General features: G+C 54.3%; 11 protein-coding genes. 1 reads left to right on the top strand and 10 read right to left on the bottom strand.

Annotated elements, in window-relative coordinates:
- From F4Y39_21620 to F4Y39_21595, 6 genes are all read right to left on the bottom strand, one after another.
- On the bottom strand, window positions 1-930 hold a 930-nt coding region (locus tag F4Y39_21620; protein ID MYC16334.1), incomplete at its 3' end, for a VCBS repeat-containing protein.
- The gene (locus F4Y39_21615) at window positions 917-2401 is read right to left on the bottom strand and encodes a tetratricopeptide repeat protein (protein ID MYC16333.1); all 1485 of its coding nucleotides are present in this window, start codon (window positions 2399-2401) and stop codon (window positions 917-919) included. The genes F4Y39_21620 and F4Y39_21615, both read right to left, overlap by 14 nt.
- A 14-nt stretch (window positions 2402-2415) precedes the next feature.
- Window positions 2416-4371, bottom strand: coding sequence for a hypothetical protein (locus tag F4Y39_21610; GenBank protein ID MYC16332.1), 1956 nt, complete (start codon window positions 4369-4371; stop codon window positions 2416-2418).
- Complete coding sequence (locus F4Y39_21605; protein MYC16331.1) at window positions 4371-5279, bottom strand: hypothetical protein; 909 nt, start codon at window positions 5277-5279, stop codon at window positions 4371-4373. The genes F4Y39_21610 and F4Y39_21605 overlap by 1 nt, the downstream gene beginning before the upstream one ends.
- Window positions 5280-5304: 25 nt before the next feature.
- Window positions 5305-7524, bottom strand: a complete 2220-nt coding sequence (locus F4Y39_21600) for an ammonia-forming cytochrome c nitrite reductase subunit c552 (protein ID MYC16330.1) — start codon at window positions 7522-7524, stop codon at window positions 5305-5307.
- 15 nt (window positions 7525-7539) lie between these two features.
- Window positions 7540-8427, bottom strand: coding sequence for a phytanoyl-CoA dioxygenase family protein (locus F4Y39_21595; GenBank protein ID MYC16329.1), 888 nt, complete (start codon window positions 8425-8427; stop codon window positions 7540-7542).
- Window positions 8428-8632: 205 nt separating this feature from the next.
- On the opposite strand from F4Y39_21595, the gene F4Y39_21590 reads away from it, so the two are divergent.
- Window positions 8633-11101, top strand: a complete 2469-nt coding sequence (locus tag F4Y39_21590) for a GWxTD domain-containing protein (protein MYC16328.1) — start codon at window positions 8633-8635, stop codon at window positions 11099-11101.
- Between the two features lie 69 nt (window positions 11102-11170).
- Here the strand turns inward: F4Y39_21590 and F4Y39_21585 are convergent, their stop codons facing one another.
- The 4 genes from F4Y39_21585 to F4Y39_21570 all read right to left on the bottom strand — a co-directional run bounded on the left by F4Y39_21585 (window position 11171) and on the right by F4Y39_21570 (window position 18558).
- A complete protein-coding gene (locus tag F4Y39_21585; GenBank protein ID MYC16327.1) occupies window positions 11171-12112 on the bottom strand; it encodes a PorV/PorQ family protein in 942 nt (313 codons plus the stop codon).
- Between the two features lie 55 nt (window positions 12113-12167).
- Window positions 12168-14672: a hypothetical protein gene (locus tag F4Y39_21580; GenBank protein MYC16326.1), complete on the bottom strand. Its 2505-nt coding sequence runs from the start codon at window positions 14670-14672 to the stop codon at window positions 12168-12170.
- Between the two features lie 69 nt (window positions 14673-14741).
- Window positions 14742-17837, bottom strand: a complete 3096-nt coding sequence (locus F4Y39_21575) for a TonB-dependent receptor (GenBank protein ID MYC16325.1) — start codon at window positions 17835-17837, stop codon at window positions 14742-14744.
- A 22-nt stretch (window positions 17838-17859) separates the two neighbouring features.
- Complete coding sequence (locus tag F4Y39_21570) at window positions 17860-18558, bottom strand: porin family protein (GenBank protein MYC16324.1); 699 nt, start codon at window positions 18556-18558, stop codon at window positions 17860-17862.
- Window positions 18559-18760 lie beyond the last annotated feature (202 nt).

Here is an 18760-nt window from a genome sequence, read left to right as displayed (position 1 = left end):
CCCCACATCAACCCCCATCCCCGCCTGCGTCCGGCCCTGCGCATTAAACGCCACACCCGCCTCTATTCCCACATTCTCAAACCGTCCACCCACATTGCGGTACAAAAAATTTGGCGTCGTATCATTCGCCACATAGAGATCGGTATCCCCGTCCCCATCGTAATCCAGACTCACCACCCCAAGCCCTTTGCCCGAAGAATCCGCCACACCCGCCTCAAAGGAAATATCCGTAAATAGTCCATTCCCCTCATTCCGATAAAGCAAATCCGGCGCCCCCTCAAAATAGCCGGGATCACAATACGTGCGAATTCCCACCCGCTCGCAATGCGGCTCGGTTTTCACATCATACGTCAAATAGCGCACCACATACAAATCCAGATCGCCATCCCCATCCGCGTCAAAAAAGGTGGCACCAGCAGACCACCCACCGCCTCCCACCCCCGCCTTCTTTTTCGCAAAACCACCACGGCCATCATTTTGGTACAGCACATTGGCATCATAACCCGTCGTATAAAGATCGAGATCGCCATCATTGTCGTAATCCCCAACCGTACACCCCATGCCATACCCCACACCCGGCGCACCCGGCACAGCCGAAAATCGAAACCCACCATCGTTTCGATAAAGCGCGTTCTCGCCGCCCGCCTGCCCGTGTTCTCCATTGACGAAATACAGATCCAGATCGCCATCCCCATCCGCATCAAACACCGCACAACCCGACCCCATGGTCTCCAAATAATGCCAATTTCCCCTCGCGCCAGTCCGATGCACAAAAGATATACCAGACGCTTCTGCAACCTCCACAAATTGCTCTGCGGCAACAGAACCCGAACATAAAAGGAAAAAAAGAATACCGATAACTCTAAACACTAATACTCCCATCCAATTGCGAAAGTATAGGCGCACCCATCTGCGTTTATCTGCGTACATCTGCGGATGCTTTTGCCGCCATTGCCTCGGCCTCTGCTTTCCGCCCTGTCCGACCGTAGAGAACCGACAATTGGAGATACAACTCGCGCGGATCTTCCGCCCCCCCAATCACCTGATCGTACAACGCCCTTGCCGCGTCCATATCTCCCGCCACCGCATGTGCCACACCCAATCGCACGAGCAATCCCGCAGAATACGCAACCTGATCTGCCCTGGTCTGATATGTCGAGATACACTTATTCAAATGTCCCGTCTTCGCCTGTGCCTGACTGATCTGATCGTAAATATAGAACGCGGCATAGGCAATCGGATCCATAGCCACAATCCGCTCATACCCCTCCACCACATCGCGCGACAACCCATCGGCACACAAAAACATATCTGTCCTGTGTCTCAATGCCTCGTCAGATACCATGCCTCCTTCACCCAGCGCAAAAGCCGCGTCATAAGACCGCCGCGCTCGCTCTACATCCCCCAACGCCTGATAAGACTGTCCCAGAGCCAGATACACCAGGGGGACCTCTGGACTAAACCGCCATGGCAAATCCGGATCTTCCACCAGAGTGACCGCTTCCCGATAAATCTCTATAGCCTTATCGTGATGCCCCAATCTCACAAACCTGTCTCCGAAATCCAGCAAATCGGCTATCTTATCAAATCGCACAGGCAACACATACTGGTCTCGAACCGCGTGCCGGTGGCGCTCGTCGAAAAACTTAAACGCCTCCCAGGCATGTCGCGCCGATAGAGAATCGCCCGATACCTGATAAGCCTGTGCCAGTCCATAGTGACCTTTGGGATCTTCAAAATCAATTTTTGTCGCCCGTTTGTACGCAGATATAGCAGACGCATACTTGCCGTGCATCATCATGAGTTGTCCGATCTCCAAATGCGCCTCTTTGCGATCTGAAAACATGTGGACGGCCTTTTGAAATGCCTCCAGCGCCTCGTCGTGACGCGCTTGCCTGACCAGCGCAAGACCATATCCGTAAACCGCCAGATCGTCCGTCGGGTCTCGCTCCAAAACAGCCTGAAACGCCGATTCCGCATCGGAATACGCCCCCGCCAATTCGGCCACAAAACCCAGATTTCGGTAAAACATTGTCTCATCGGGTTTTAGCGCGACCGCCTGCTCAAAGGCTTCAATCGCCGGACTGTAATTGCGCTGAAAAAAATACACCACCCCGAGATCGTTGTGCGCGCCTGCATTCGCTATTTTCAGATGAATGGCCCGCTGCAAATTCTCCCCGGCCTCTTGCAAGTCGCCCTGCCGCGTCACAATCTGAAGCCATCCCAAAAATCGGTACGCATCTGCCGCTGTCTGATCGGCTGCTATTACATCCTCGCACCGCACCATTGCCCCGTAATAATTACCCTTGATAATATCGACTAGCACCGAGTCCATCTGTGATGGCTCAACATTTGAGACAAACAGCATCCACACCATTAGCCAAAAACCAGATCTTTTCAAAATCACTGACCTCCTCAATACAAATGAATCCAATGTCCCCGTCCCATAAACCACAACACATCCACCGCAAACGACACCCCAACCCCCAGCGAATATCCCGAAAGCAATCCCGTAAACAACGGACGATACCGCCGATAAAGCGTCACACCGCCAATTTTCACAATTAAAAACTTACACGCCCAGGCAATAAAAATGGACCACGTCGCTTTCGTAGCGCGACCGCTTCCACCCACTGCAAATCCAATCGGATGCAACGGCCACCAGGGCAAGCGGTAGCGCAACACCGTCAACAGCGTCATGCCCACCACACCAACCCCAAAAAACATGAGACGAGGAGACGCAGGACCCTGAGGGCTTTGCATCATGCTCACAGCCCGCGTAAATACGCTATCGCGACCATAGCGAAAGGGAAACCCCCCAAAATTATACGCGCCCTGTTCATAGCCCCATCCCAAACTCAAATAAATACACAGGGGAATACCCACCAGCAGTGCCAGTCCCATACTCTTTCCCAGTCGCCTCTGATCGGTACCGGCCAGATCACCCATCTTTGCACTATTGGCCAGAGATGACATAAACATGCCCTTGCCGTGAAAAAACAGCCCCTCTGTAAATGCCAGCGTCGTAATCGTACCCCCCGCCATAGACACCGACCCCAAACAATTGGTCACCAATGTCTGCGGACTCACCCCCCATGCCAGATAGAGCAAACCACTCTCACACACCACCTTTGCCAGCCCCAAACACACCCCGTAGAGCGCGAGCAAAAACAGAACCCCGATGTACCACTCGATCCCTGCCATACACAGCCACAACAAACAAAATCCCGACCCCAGAATCACGCCCAATACGGCTGTGCGGTAAGACACCATTTCACCCGAATCATCCACCCCGTACTTCGTATTGATCGCTTTTCTCACCACATCCCGCAGATGATGCCTCGCCGTCCACAATGCCCACCAGACCAGCGCGAACAACGCTCCCAGATTTTCCCATGCACTCGCCGCACCCGTTCCCGGTCCCAAATCCAGACCAATGCGGTTGAAAATCCCATTCTGTGCCCAATAAACCAGATAAAAAAACCAGAGACTAAACAACACATCCAGATTCGCAAAATAACCAAATCCGATAATGTACAAATTGACCCGGTTGGTCATCGCGGGGAACCCATCGATAAATACCAGATCTTTGCGCCCAAAAAAGTTGATCCGGGGCCAGGCATCCCAAAAATACCACACAAAATTCCAGGCCAAAAGTCCAAACCCCAAAACAAATCCGACCCAAAACAGCTTATTCCGCATCAACCCAGACAATATCCCCCCAACGCCGTCATCTTCAATCAAATCGGACACCGGTGAAATCAGGGGATAGACCAGACGCTCGTTTTCCACCCATTGCTTTCTCAGCATCACCGCCATACACAGCAGCACAAAAGTCAGCACCCCGATCAGACATAGCCACCAGAATAATGGCATAATCCAGGCCGACCACGGCACTGAGCCTGAGGGCAACCCCTCAAAAAACCACTGCATGGCGCCGCGCTCATTCGAAGGCGCCAACCACGAAGGGATAGTCGGATGCAACAGGGCTTCCCATTGATTCTCTGGCGAGGCAAAATAATACGGCGCAGCCAGCACCCCCAGGAAAAATCCCAAAAGACCGCTACCGGGGATATGCGCCCCAATCAATCCCATCACGGCAACAGTCAAAAGCTCTGAACGCGAGAGCATATACCCTGGATAAATCCATTTCAAAAGCGGGTTCAAACCCAAAACCACAACCACAAACCACATAAAAAAACCCACAGGGAAGTGACTCACATTCATAGAAGACGACCGCGCCACCGGCTCGGAAAATGTAATCACCGCGACCTCTGCACAGACCAGCACCAGGCCCAGCAACACAGCGCGGGCGGTCACGCCCCGGTCGGCTGACTGAATCGCAACAGATGTATCAAAAGCCAGACTCATTACTCTTTCTCCAGCTTATCCAATTTCCGGCTGAAAACCAATTCAATCTCTGCCTTGATATCATCAATAGGCTTTGGATCGCCTGCCATACGCACCTGCGGCAATCCCAAACCGATCTTCATATTGTGAGAAAGCACAAGCCCGCGGTCGATATCGATCTCCCACTCGGCATTCCCCGATCCCTTGCCATCAATCACAAGCGACAACACCTCAATGTGAAACCAAATTCGGTAATGTACCTCGCGCTCCTCCTCAATCTCCACTACCCGGTACCCCTTTTGTTTTTTGATCTTTTTTAGCTTATACGCACTATTAAACTGCACGAGCGACGGCTCTAAACCAGCATCGAAATCGTAAAACGGCACCTCAATGCGCTGCTCACCCTCCCAGGTATCCCCGACCGACACCGCCCGGTCGGGCAGCACGGGCGCGAGACCGGGCATCCAGACCTGCCGCAAATCCGTAATCATATCCTTGCGCTTAGCCTTGAAAGCCGAAAAATCGGGACCAAACGCATCCACCTGCCCCCCGGGCGCAATCTCCCAGGTAAACGAAAGGTCGTTCAACAAATCCAGGGTATAGGGGAATTGTTCATAGGTCAACCGCTCACCCGTCAATATGGCCTGGCTCCCGGCCTTATCTACTCTGGCAGTCACTTTCACGCTATCGCCCCCTCCGACCACCATTTCTCGGCTCCGCCATTCCCCATACCCCTGCATAGTAAACGAGCCTTCTCTCAAAATCATCTCGGCCTTATCGCTAAAATAGTCCAGGCGATACTTGTTCTTATAGCGAGCGATTCGCCCTTCGGGATACTGCAACTTCAACATCACCTGATCGGTAGCACAAACCTCCCCTCCCATCACCAGAATCCCTATCGCACATAGAATCCATCTCAAGACCTTCATAGCATCCTCCTTCCCGATGCCTTCTCTATCCACCTTGCCTCTTTCTTCTTTCCCGGATCAACATTTCCAACTCGCGCACAGCATTCGCATCTCTCGCGATTTGCCGGTATCTATCCAAAGCCGCCTCAGCCTCCACCTCCCGCCCGGCCTCTGCACAGACCAGTGCCAGATTGTGGTAAGGTACAGCGTAATTGGGGTCGGACTCAATGGCTTTCCGGTACCAATAGATTGCCACATCCAGAGAATCCCGAAGCGTATATGTATCCCCCAGATCGGTATAATCCCGGGCTGTGCCGGGGCGCGTTCTAAACCTCTCCCGAATATCAGCCTCCCACAACTCGCAGGCGTGATGCAGAGGTACAACCAGAGTCGAATCCCTTGCCGCTGCCTCCCGCCACATTTTTACTGCCTCCGAGAATTGCCTGTTCCTGACAAACACAGTACCAAGCCCCGCATAAGCATCTGCCATTCCGGGCCAGACCTTCAGAGCCTGCCGAAACGCAATCTCCCCGGCCCGGTCATCACCCTGTTGCAATGCCTCAATGCCCACCTGCACCTGTGCCTCTGGATCATCGGCAAGAAGACCTGTCACTATTGTCCGATATTCTGTCAGAGATTCCGATAGCTTATTACCCCTATCGCCCGATAGATTCACACCCTCCAGCATCGAAGCCGCCCGTATGCGCACCAATCGCGAGGAATCATCCAGCCGCTCGGCTACGGCCTCAATACCCGCATCGCTCCCATGCCCCATCAATCCCTCTATCGCCCGGGTGCGTACCATCGGATGTGGATCGCCCAGAGCATCTATCAAAGCCTTTTCAGCCCTCTCATCAGCCTGCCTGCCCAGCAATACGGCTGCCGAAGCCCGCAACACCATACTCTGGTCTTTCGAAAGCACGATCAAACCATCCAGAGCCTTTGGATCTCCCATCCGTCCCAGAACAATTGCTTCAGTCTGAGCCACTTCATCCGCCTGTGAACCCCACCACGTTTTTACCCAACTCGCCGCCCAGTTGGGCGTTTGATCGCTATGGCATTCGTTGCACGCATTTGGAATGCCAAATCGAACCGTATTTTCCGGTACCGGCGACAGGATGCGGTGGTCGTATATCCCAATCCGCTTCACCTCTTCTACAGGTGGCATATGGCAATCCACACACCCCACCGTCTTGTGATTGCTATGCCTTTCAACAGGCTCTCCCACATCCACCCTGTGACAGTTCAAGCACACCCGGTCATAGGTTGCAGCGCGGGTCTCGCCTTCCCCTCTCACAGGACCCAGATGATGAGAATCGTGACAACCCGCACACGTCAGATGCCCCGCCGTATAACACGAACTCATCAAAAAAGCCAGCGTGTTGTAGTTCAATTCGCGGTAGCGTCCATCTGCCCAGAACTTTTCGCTGTCCAGCACTTCCAATTCGTAAAAGTCGTAAAACGGATCGCCCGGCTGATATCCCTCCTTGATAATCCGCTTATGTGCGTGGCACTGCGCGCAGACCTCCACTGACTGTTCCGAACTCAAAAATTGCAAATTTACCAGTGTCGTATCCCGCGCTGGCACCTGATCCGGCAACGCTTTCCAGAATGTCACATGTTGGCCTCCAGGTCCGTGGCATGTTTCGCAATTAATACTCAAGTCCGTCCAGTGCGTCGCGTAAGTGCCTGTCTCTGGATCGTAATTCTTTTTGATCTGACTCGCGTGACAATCGTGGCATTGGAAGTTCCAGTTCCGCCCAAAATTCGTCCAGTAATTGACATCGCCCGGCGCAAATCCCTGAGGATGATCGAACAACCCCTCCACCGGATCGAACCACGTCTGTTCTCGAACATCCCAATAGGCCGGCAGCACCTGAATGCGTCCACCTTCGAGCGTGGTCAAATACCACTGCGTATCCCGATCTCCGATCGCATATTCGATGGGATAGACCCCCCGTTTTCCATCCGCACCATCCGTCTCCATAAAATAGGTCCCCTCCCGCACAAACATTCGAGAAGTCATTCCCCTATACGTATATGTATTGTTCTGCCTAAAATCTCCCCGCACAGTCTCGACCGAAGGCACTTGCATTGACCGCAGATGCAATGACCCATGCCATTCTTTATAAGCCTCCAGATGACACGTTGCACACGCCTCTGCGCCCGTATATATCGCTTTGGAAGTCACGGGCTGTGGAGGATCTTCCGCACACCCACATACCATTACTACAAAGAGAAAAGTCCCCGGGATCACTGCGCGCATCGATCTTCCTCTATTCTAAATGGCTCCCAAAAAAGTCTCAGACCATTTCGGCTCGTAATCGCTCTCGAACAGCCAGTCGAAATTCTCGGGCACAATATGAGCGCGCTCGGGACGCAACTTCTCTCGTAGCCGCGGAAAAAACGACATCAACCCATCGCGCTGACTCTTCGGCAACCCGCAGGACACGCCAGTAGCGATCCAGGACGTTCCCATCCCCTTGCGAGGCACTGTATCCTCGTTCTGCCATGCAGAATGCAATCCCCCGCTGCACAAAATCAGAATCTGCCCTCGACGTGCAACAGCCGGAACCGGCTCCTGTTCCAGCCACGGCGTATCAACCAGCTCGGGCACATGCTCGGGATAAGCCGGCGCCGTATCCGACGGCTCTGGGCGCAACCCGTGGACGCGGGGCAACATCGCCTTGTGCTCTGGCGTCAAAACCCGGCTCCAGTGCTCCATAATCGGGCGATGGCTACCCGGCAAAATGCGCATAGCTCCCCGATGCTCGGGCACGTCATTGACCCAGAACCACAACTCAGCGCGCATCCGGCGTGGCGTCGCCTGAAAATCCTCCCAGGTCGCCTGGATATCGACGTGACATCCATTCCCCCATTGTTCGCGGACGCTCGCAAAAGGTGCGCTACTCGGCGCGCGCTCGTGGGGAGACAATCCCCACCACAGATGTACGGACTCGGCGCGCAACACCTTTTTGGCGATCTCCTCAAAATAGGGATGCTGGACAACATCGACATAATCCGGGTCTTCATAAGGCGGACGCCCGCTCGCCTTCAACCTGTCCCATGCCGCCTCGGCGCGGTCCAGTTCCTCGGTGGTGAAGGGACTGTCGATCGTAACCGCTCCCTCCTCATCGTATTGCCTCATTTGTGCATCGGTAAACAGCATAGCTCCTCCATTAGTGTTTCGAATCAAACGATCCCTATCATTAAGTTTATCGCCTCTCAAACCGAAATTCAAGCAAATACCGCGAGCTATGCCTTGTGTGAGACAAGCCGATGGCCTATATTTCTATTGGAATGCCCGGAACCCCTTGAACTGCCGGGCGTTCCCGTATATATAGCCCCTCATCTTTTGCCGGGAGGACAATGCGATGAACACAACCCTCAAATGTGTTGCACCCGTCCTGCTCTGTTTCTTGCTCTCTGCACCGCTTGCCGCCCGTGAAGCCCAGGTTGACTCTCTCATTGCCCGGGGACAGGCTGCTTTTGAAGACAATAAAAAAGACCAGGCCATCAAAGCACTCACAGCAGCCATTAAACAGAATCCCGATAACATTCAGACCTACCTCGCCGTTGCTCCCATATACATCAACGCAGGATATCTGGACCACGCGATGAAGGCATTTAAAGAGGCCCTCAAACTCAATGATGCCTCGCCAGAAGCCCAGACCGGCATTGCAGATATCTACTATAAAAAAGCTTCTGGCGGGATCATGGCTGTTTACCATGCTCGCAAAGCCGTCAGCGCGGCCCGGCGTGCCACCCGGCTCGATCCCACCTACGCTCCTGCCTACATCCTCCTCGGTCGCGCGTACATCCGCCTGAATGAGAACCACACCGCTGCCTCGCGGGCTTTTGCACAGGCATTGACACACCAGCCCGACAATCCCGAAATCGCCTACCTCCTGGGCACGTCCTATATTGAACTGCGCCGCAACGCCGAAGGTCGTCAACGCGACAACCAGACGATCCTGAGCGAATCCATCCTCAAAAACCTCGAATACCACCTCGAAAATGCACGCTTCCTCCCCATCGCCGCGCAGATCCTCTTCGATAAAGGAGAACCGGAAAAAGCACTCAACGTCTTCGAACAATTCATCGCCACCCTGCCCGAAACAGAACGGACCTATTACGACGACATCGCCAGGGTAGGTACCAAAGAAGAACTCAAAATCTACGAAGAAACCCCCGAAGCCGAGCAACCCGCCTTTCTCGAACAATTCTGGGCAAAGCGCGATTTTGATTTGCTCACCGAAGTCAACGAACGCCTCATCGAGCACTACCGCAGGGTGTGGTACGCGCGGAACCACTTCGCCGAAGCCAAAACACCCTGGGATGCGCGGGGAGACATCTACATCCGCTACGGCGATCCCGACTACCGCGCGCGTTCTGGCAGAGCCAATCCCGAAATCACGCCCGCCGTAGAACAGGTCAAAGAACGCCTCGCCCTGGCCCTCTACGGTCCCGAAGCCATGGACGAAGTCTTTACCGGACCGGTCTATCCCATCCGTTCCAACCAGTCTTTTGTGGGCGAACTCGATCCTGCGGCCCTCGCACGCACCGATGAAGGCGGCAATATTCTCGTCCCCCCCGGCACAATTGAAGGCAACCTGGACGAATTCATTCTCACAGAAGCCCTTGGTGCAGATGGAGAGGCAAGCGGTGAAGTCGGAGAAATTGGGCAGTTGGCCCTCGACGAATACCAGCGGCGGCAGACGCGCCCCGAAAACCAGCATCACTTTCTGCCTGTCACCTCACGGGGCGACATGACCATTGTGCCCTGGGAAACCTGGGTTTATACCAATATTGGAGAAGGCATCGAAATCACCTTTACCAACGAGTTGGGCAACGGTGTTTACAACTATGCGCCGCTTCCCGACTTTCCCCACGAAGAAACCACCATTGGCCTGCACCGGTTCTCCCTGCTCGCGTATTACGCCCCCGAGGCCATCGCCAACCGCACGGTCAGCGAAGTACCCGACTTTTACACGCCCGGCGGCCCCATGTCGGGCCTCGGATTCCACTACGATTTTGCCGACTTTCGCGGGTCAGATGGCACCACCCGCCTGGAGATCTACTACGGTATTGACCCCGTGGAAATGGGCACCTTTGCCTCGGGCGACACCTCCACGATTGTCGCCGACTGCGCCGTCATCCTGGCCGATACCTCCTACACCAACGTTTACCGCGCACAAGACGCCATATTTTTCCGGTCTATCGGCCACCACATGTGGCCCGAAGGCTCCTTCATCCCCACCCTCATCCCGATAGACGTACCCCCCGGCAACTACCTGCTCACAGTACAGGTCAATGACCGAGCTGCCGAACGCAAAGGTATTTATCGCCATCAAGTACAGGTTGAACCTTACCAGTCCAACGCCTTGCAACTCAGCGACATCCAGCTAAGCTGGAACATCTCGGAAAACCCGGGTGACGAAAAATTCCGCAAAGGCGACGTATGGGTCGTGCCCATGATCTCCCGCGCCTACCAGAAAGACCAGAGTGCCTATGCCTACTACGAAGTCTATAACCTCACCCGAAACGAATTTGGGCAAACCCGCTATCGCGTCACCTATACCATTGCCGTGGAAGATCCAATACGCCCCTTCAATCTGGTCCGCAGCAGCGTTGGTGCTCTTGCCAGTATATTCCAGCGAAAGGACAAAACACAGGTCACAGTCAGCTTCGAACAGACCGGCAACGAACAATCTACCACCGGGTATTTTGAACTCAGCCTGAAAAGAGTCAAAGCCGGTTACAACCGCCTCACCGTCACAGTCGAAGACCTCAACAATGGACAAAAAGCCGCCAAAGAAATCCAGTTCAGGTACAAAAAATAGAGAGATGGCAAAATCAAAAAAAGGCGACCGAAAAACTCGGTCGCCTTTTTACATGCTCAACACAACGAACTAAAAAGCGAAACCCATCCCAAACCGCAAGGGTTGATTCAGATCGTGTTTGGACTGCTGCCAGGCCACATCCGCCGTGATCTTTGTCCCGGCCAGGGGCAATTTCACGCCTGCACCTGCTGTAAGCCCAAAGGAATCGTAGCGGAACATATACCCTCCGCGCAGCGCCAGTATATTGCCCAGCCAGGCTTCGCCGCCCACATGGTAGCGCTCTTCCCAGTTGATCAGGAAGTTCATTTCAACCGCCCCGGTGATATAAAACGGATCGCCTTGCTGTCCATAGACCTCGGCAGCGGTTCCTAGATTGAACGACAGGGGTTGCTGGAACTGTCTTCGCAAAACCTCTGTGTCCTTTCCAAAGTTCCGCAGTGCCATTGACAGCCTTAGGCTGCCAAGCCCGGTGTAGAACTTGGTGCCAAAATCCACGTTAAAAGTCGTGTGGTTGGTCAAGTCCAGATCCTCGCGAGCCAGCATAAATCGCACGCCAAAAGACAGCTTGTCTGTGAACTTGCGGCTATAGATGAGACTAAAGGCCGATGTGCCCAGGCTGAGCGTTCGACCCGTGCCTCCCGGCTGCAAAATCGTGGTCTCTTCCACATCCTCTGGCTTAAAAGTCAGGATGCTGACCCCGATGGTATGCACACCGCTTGTATAAGCTATAGCCCCGGTGTTGAATGTAGAATTTACGAACCACTGCGAATGGCTCAACGACACTTCCAATTTCTCCACGCCCGTCATCCCGGCTGGATTCCACCACGCGGCATTGACATCGTCTGCGGCTGTTGCATAAGCACTCCCCATTGCTACGGCTCGAGGGCTTTGCGCCACCGCAAGGGGCGAGAAGATTGTCAAGTCCGGCCGCTTAATAAGCCCACCTGCATATGCTGGAATAGCCATCAATGTCGTGGCGAGCATGCAGATGAGAAAAACTTTTTTATACATACTTGCACTCCTTATTCAGAGGGGCGATAGGCAGAGACTACCCATCGCCCGCCGGTTACCTGACAGATCCCCCAACCACCACAAATGTCCCGCGCTGGATCTTTCCGTTACTCTCTGGCGTCAGGGACTTCACCACGAAGAAATAGACCCCGGCTGGAACCTGTCCCGTCACCGCCTTGGTGAGCTGGATATATTCCGCTTCTCCAACCGCTGGATTATCGTGGTCAAACTCCGACATCAGATCTCCGGAAACCGAGAAAATCTTCACATTGCACTTGGACGGCAAATTCACGAATCGAATTTTATCCGACCCCTCATAGGCGTGAGAACCATCGGCCAAGAAGGGATTGGGCACCACCGACACCTTCGCTTCCAGACGTTCGGCCTCTGCATAAGCGGCCACTGCCGGGCTCGTGGGGATCCACGAATACCGGAAGAACTGCTCGGGAGCAGCCAACCCACTCTCCAACCCGCTTTGTACCGACTGCTGTGCAGCCGGTGGCAAATCGGACAGCGTCCTGGTGCCATCGCTGCTGGTCCAGGTGCTGTGACCAGTGTCATAAGCCGTCACCGCATAATAATAGGCAAATCCAGCCAGAGATGTATCGTCGGTGTAAGAATACCGATCACCTTCTTTGTGCGCCGTATCTCCGACCTTGATATCCTTCAGGAGTTGCCAGTTGTCGAAGTAAAAATCGCTGCGGTAAATCCGGTAACCAGCAATATCCTTGGCTTCGGCAGTACCCGCATAATCGGGATCTTCCAGATCGTCGATACTCTGCCAGCTAATTTTGGCAGTAGCTGCCGGTGTATTCGCGATCCAGGTGTGGAGATCCGGCGGCGGGAGCGGCACGTCGCCGCCCAGTTCGTACATCGCCTGAGCGTGCTGCGCGTGCTTCATCAAATTCCGCATGGCCTTGTCCGTGTGCAAATCGGCCTGATTCTGCGGGATATTCCGCTGCCAGCCCCACATATTTTCCTCTACTGGCATCGATGCTGTAAAAGCCATCACGATCTTCACGCGGTCGCCCCTTTGCATATCGTAGGGACCATACGTGTGAGAAAACGCATGCCAGTTGGGCGACATGGGTTGCTCAGGGGTCTCGCCCCGTCGCGTGGGATTGTCCTGCACCGGCAGAGGTGCAGTCGGATTGTCCGGCCAGCCCGTGCGTCCGGCGATATTGTACATACTCACCCGCTCGCCCGGGTTAGCCACCGACACCAGCGCAATACCGATCTCGTCGGTGCTGTGCCGGTTGATATCCGGTTCTTCCTTGTGAGTGAACCACGGCACGGCAAAGGGCTGCTCTGCCACCTTTGGAGCTATGTAATTTGCGTAGTCGTCGTTCACAAAAGGCGGCGTATAGTCAATCGGAATCGCCCCCACGTACTGCCCAGCCAGGAGTTCTCCGCGCTGTTGGAAGTTCACCCGCCCCCAGCAGCACTGGTTTTCGGGCTGATGGGGATCACCCGCATCGTCGTGCGCTGTCAGCGGAGAGTCCCAGTCAAAAGCGTAGCTCATCTTCATGCCCACTGCATCGGACACATCCGCGTGATTCGGGTCAGCCGTTCCATAGTTGGCCGCCTCGGTATAGCGGTACACATCGTCCTGGATCACATCGTAGTTCTCCGACTCCTGACGGCGCAACAACCAGTAGTAATAGCCCCGCGCTCTATCTACGCGGTCTCTATTGGCCGTGCCGCCTTCCGTGGGCCAGAAATAGTTGTAAAACGCAAAATAAACATCTTTGAGATTCAGCCCGGCACCGCCGTTGAGATCGGCAACGCCATCGCCATCGGAGTCTCCGGTATTCTCAAACACATTCTCCACAATGATGAAGTCATCCCAGTCCCGAAACGTCCACTGGTAAATCTTCTTTGTGCCTTGAATACCGGCCTCCGTCGTCCACTTGGCGATCGCCACCAGTTCTCCAAACCGCTTGTGCTCCGGCTTCATATACGTGTGAAAATCCCAGTTGTGAATCTCCACAATATTGTCCGAACCCGGATGCGGCTGCCCCGGCCACCAGTTCTTGGCTTCCGCTATCGGAATCCCCTTGAGCGGGTGCTGAGGGTCCATCCCCACACCCAGTTGCCCTTCGATTTCCGTACTCACCGGATACGCCATCGGCGTGATGTCCGGGCTGGTGGTCAGACTCGTAAACGATACCACGAGGTCTTTTCCACGCGAGGGGGTGTATTCTGACGGGTCGGGCCTGGTGATAATAAACGTTCCCAGGCTCCGCGCCGTGGCCGTTCTCAGCAGGTAATTTTGCACCCACTGGTTGGACCCCGGCCATCCGCGCCTATCCCACAAACTCCCTGGCAAGCGGTTCCGCCCCGGATAGGCCACGCCCTCCATGCTGGCGCGCCGGCTTCCATCTCGATCGGGACCGTGCATACCTGTGTTCATCAGCCCCGTCCAGAGCTTGCTGCGCCGCAGGTTGCGCCACGGCAACCGAGGAATATTTTGAGCGGCTACCTCGCAGGCCAGCGACATCACAAAGATTCCCACAAGGATTGCCCCGGCCGTGCGAGAAAATTTCGCATACATTTTCATGTCATATCCTCTGTCTAAGTTTATATCCGCGGTGTGGGCACTGTGCTCACACCGCGGTACTGTGCCTGCTTACCAGGTCAACCGCAGCCCTGCAAATACCAGGCGCGGGTTGGTCCTTGTATATCTGCTCAACTCACTGGCATCGCCGCCAAACTGCATGTACAACGGATTGGTAGGCTGTGATTCAAGCAATCCCCACCGCACGTAGTCTGGGCTCGTGGATGCCGAGCCTTTGAAATTGAACAAATTTTCGACCTCCACATAAAGCAACGGGCGGATGCCCCTGATGTTGAACCCCTTCTGGAAGCTGAAATCAACCGCCGAGATCGTGGGACCCTCTTTCTTCAGGTTCAAACTGGTTCTCGGATCCTGATAATCGAAGATTCGTCCCGTGAAGATACGGTAGATCATGTTCACCCGGACATCGCCAAACAGCTTGCTGCCCCAGAACATCTCACCGGGACCAAAATCGGGCGGGCTGGCGTAAATCAGTACCAGGCTCCCATTTGTCCGCGTGGCATCGCTGCGCCCGCCTTCTACACTCCAGCCCGTCGTCGAAAAGGCGTAAAGCCCTCGCAGTGCTGCCTGTTCCTCACTGGACAGCCCGCTCTGCTCCCACAAGGGATAAAATTTCCCATCGTTGGTCGCGTACATCGCGCCCACGCCGAACTCGCCAGCCAGACCTTTATCTACTACCTCCTGCGCCGCTGCCTTCAGTTCCTCCAGCTTGGCACCGGTCGGCGGAGCGGGGACCTCTGCCCCCGTATTCGGGTCAATCGTGTAACTGACCCAGTACCGGTTGGGATCGGCAATATAGGATGCGTCCGGATAGATGCTGGCACCCATATTGCCCCGCTTGGTACCGCCAATGGTCAGGCGCTCACCCCAGCCGAGGTTGAGTGCGGCTTTAAACGAGAAGTTGTGCTTCAACCCCTTCTTCAATGCCAGTTCGATGCCGCGGGTCGTGGTGTGGCCCCTGGGACCCTGCGAACGGGTCTTGGCTTTGCCGCCAATCTGCGGATCGCGGAATACCGCACCATTCACACTCAAAAATCCATTGGTAATGCGGTAATAGGCAGTGCCCTGGAAGGAATAATCGCTGATGAAATTCCACTCCGTGCCCAGCTCAAAAGCCGTAGAGACCTGCGAATGCTGCAAAGAGAAGAACTCGTCGATTACAAAGCCCGCGCCAAATGAGTCGTTGCGGACCAGGTTGTTATTGTACTCTTCAGCACTGATGTTTCCATCGTTGTTGCGATCGATCGAGTGCGGTCCCGTCGCCCGCCAGTTCTGCTGGTATATCCGGCGGAAATCCGGACGGGTGTGGAATTTTCCGTAGAAGAAGTGAATCTTCGACTTGGCCGTAATCGGGTGCGAGATTCCCACCCGGGGCATAAACCAGTTCATCGGCTGCATATTGCCATACGTCACATGATTCCGGAAGCGCGTATAGTTGTAACCCATTGGCGCGCCCTGGTAGGGATAGAGGGGGACCTCACCGCCGCTATACCGCTCGTAGCGGAATCCCGCATTGATGATCAGCCCTTCAAACTCCATCTTGTCCTGTACATAAGCGTGGAGTTCGGTGGGTGTAATTCCCTCACCTGGTACATATCGCTTGCCCCAGTAAATCAGCCATCGATTCCGCTCATCCACATCTTCGAAGGTCTCGGTCTTCCAGTTGTTGTAGCGATAAAACGTAAAACCGCCCTTCAGGAAGTGCGTGCGGGTCACCTGGCTGGCCAGATCGAATCGCGCTGCCAGCTTATTCTGCTGTCCAACGCGAAGATCCCGTCTCTGACCGGAATCGGCGTAGTACCATCCGTCGTTGTCTAAGGAAGGGTTCACCGTCGTACTGGGTATATCAATGGTGTCCTGCTTGCTGGCAATATACGACAGCCGCACTTCGTAAAACGTCTTTGCCGATAGGGTGTGGATGCTGGACACATAGAACATGTTGTCCGTCACCTGCCACTCACCCCCATAGCGTCCGCGTTCTTCCAGAAAAATCGCCCTGGAATCGAAACTATCTGCATAGCGACCTTTGCGGCTGGAATACAGCCCACCCGCACGAAGCTTGATATCCGGTGTGGCGCTATAGGTCAATTTATAGCTCACATCCGCGTTAAACGGCTCGCGCTCAGTCGGCTGGGGCAGGTTCCGCGCCTGAAGATCGTGCTTTGTAGTGGCAAAGAACGACAGATCGCGGTTAATAGGTCCCGAAAGCGACGCCTCTAAAAAATGCCCTCGCACATCAGTATAATCGCTCGAAGGCCGCTGATGCACCTTCCGGCCATTGGCTGTTTCATTCTCCCATTCGGGATTGCCATATTGCAATCGGCCCTGATGCACGAAGCTCTCGTAAGCATTGTTGCCCCAGTGCTTCTGTTGCGCTGGCGAATATCGATAGTGAAACTGCCCGTGGTAGTCCCGACCGCCATCTTTGGTGACAATCTGGATAGAGCCGGTATTGCCGTATTCGGCATTCAAACCACCAGCCAGCACCGTGATTTCTGAAATCGCCGATGTATTGACGTCGCCGGTCCAGTTCTGCGTACCTCCACGAGTACCCGTCCCGCGCCGACCATCCGAGTGCGTCAGGCGCACACCATCTACCACATACGCAGCCACTTCGCCGCCATCACCACCCAAAAAGGCATTGCGGATCCGATTTGTGCCATCGGTATTGACACCTGCCTCCAGCTCGATAAAGTCATTCAAGTCGCGGATAATGGGCAGCACCGCAATATCCTCGGCTGTCACCACATAACGGCTCTCCGTCACATCTGCCTCTACCGGAGGCCGCTCTGCAATCACTGTCATCTCACCCAGTTCCAGAGCTGCTTCATTGAGGGAGAAATCAACTGTCGTCGTCAGATCCGATGCAACCCGCACATCGGACTTGGTCTCACCCGTGTACCCGACCATCGACGCCTTCACCGTGTAGCTCCCCGGATCAACGGACAGGATAAAATAATACCCCTCTGCATCGGTTGTTGCCCCACGGGTCGTTCCCTCCACCAGCACGTTGGCACCCGGCAGAGCCTCTCCAGCCTTATCGACTATACGACCAGTAATTTTTCCCGTTGTCGCTGCCTCGGCCAGGCTGACAAAACCGAGGGCAAAAATCGCAACGAGAACAAAACCCAGACATTTTCTGTACATCGAAAAGCCTCCTTAGTAAAGATTACCAATAGTACTTAATTCCACCCGACAGATCTATCGCCTGCATGGGGAAGACTTTTTCCAGCCCCCAGTCCTCCAGGGGACGGAGTTCGCCCATAATCACATTATACCGCAAGCGAAGATCGATCACAAATTGTTCGGACCCCGCGATGCTAATCCCACCGCCAAATGAGAACGTCAGTGCCGCCACCTTGTCGTTGAAGTCGGGATTCATAATGCTGGTATCCAGAGATGTTCCCGATTGCCCGGGAAAAATCAATCCCGACACCTCGTTCGAGAATCCGAAAAACCCGACGCCGCCCATTATATAAGGCGATGTGCCTTCGCCCAACTCGTTGAAATGGAGCAGACCGCTGGCGGTCAGGCTATTGAACGTCACGCCTTGATCGACATTTGGGCTGCGGTAGTTCTGGCTATCAATCGGCCAGGTGAACTCGCGCGTATCCAGATCGCCGCCCAGCATCGAAGAATAGTGATACTCAATCTCGGCGACAATCCTCGACGAAGCTACATAGTTATAGCTAATCCCCAACTTGGGAGACGCAGAGTACCACTCGCCAAATTTGAACAACGGTACATTTGCACTCCCGAAAAACCCGATCCCCGACTGGCCTTCTTCTAAAGCTTCAGCCGTGGAAACCGAAATTAGAACCGCCCCAGCGAGGCATAGTGTTCTAAACATCTCTCTCAACATCCGCATAAGCTGGCCCTCCTTTGAGATGGAAAAAAACACAAACACAACACGGTATCGCACTCAATTCAAATACCCCTCCTTTCTCCGGCTCAAATTTATTTATAGAACTTATTTTTGCGTCGCGGAAATTTACCCAATCTAATAGCCAGTTAAATACTTATTTCTAACTTTCAGGCCTGATTACAAAAAAAACCATCTATACCATGCC

Source organism: Gemmatimonadota bacterium (assembly GCA_009838845.1).
Classification (GTDB): Bacteria; Latescibacterota; UBA2968; order UBA2968; family UBA2968; genus VXRD01.
This window is presented reverse-complemented; position numbering and strand designations above follow the sequence as displayed.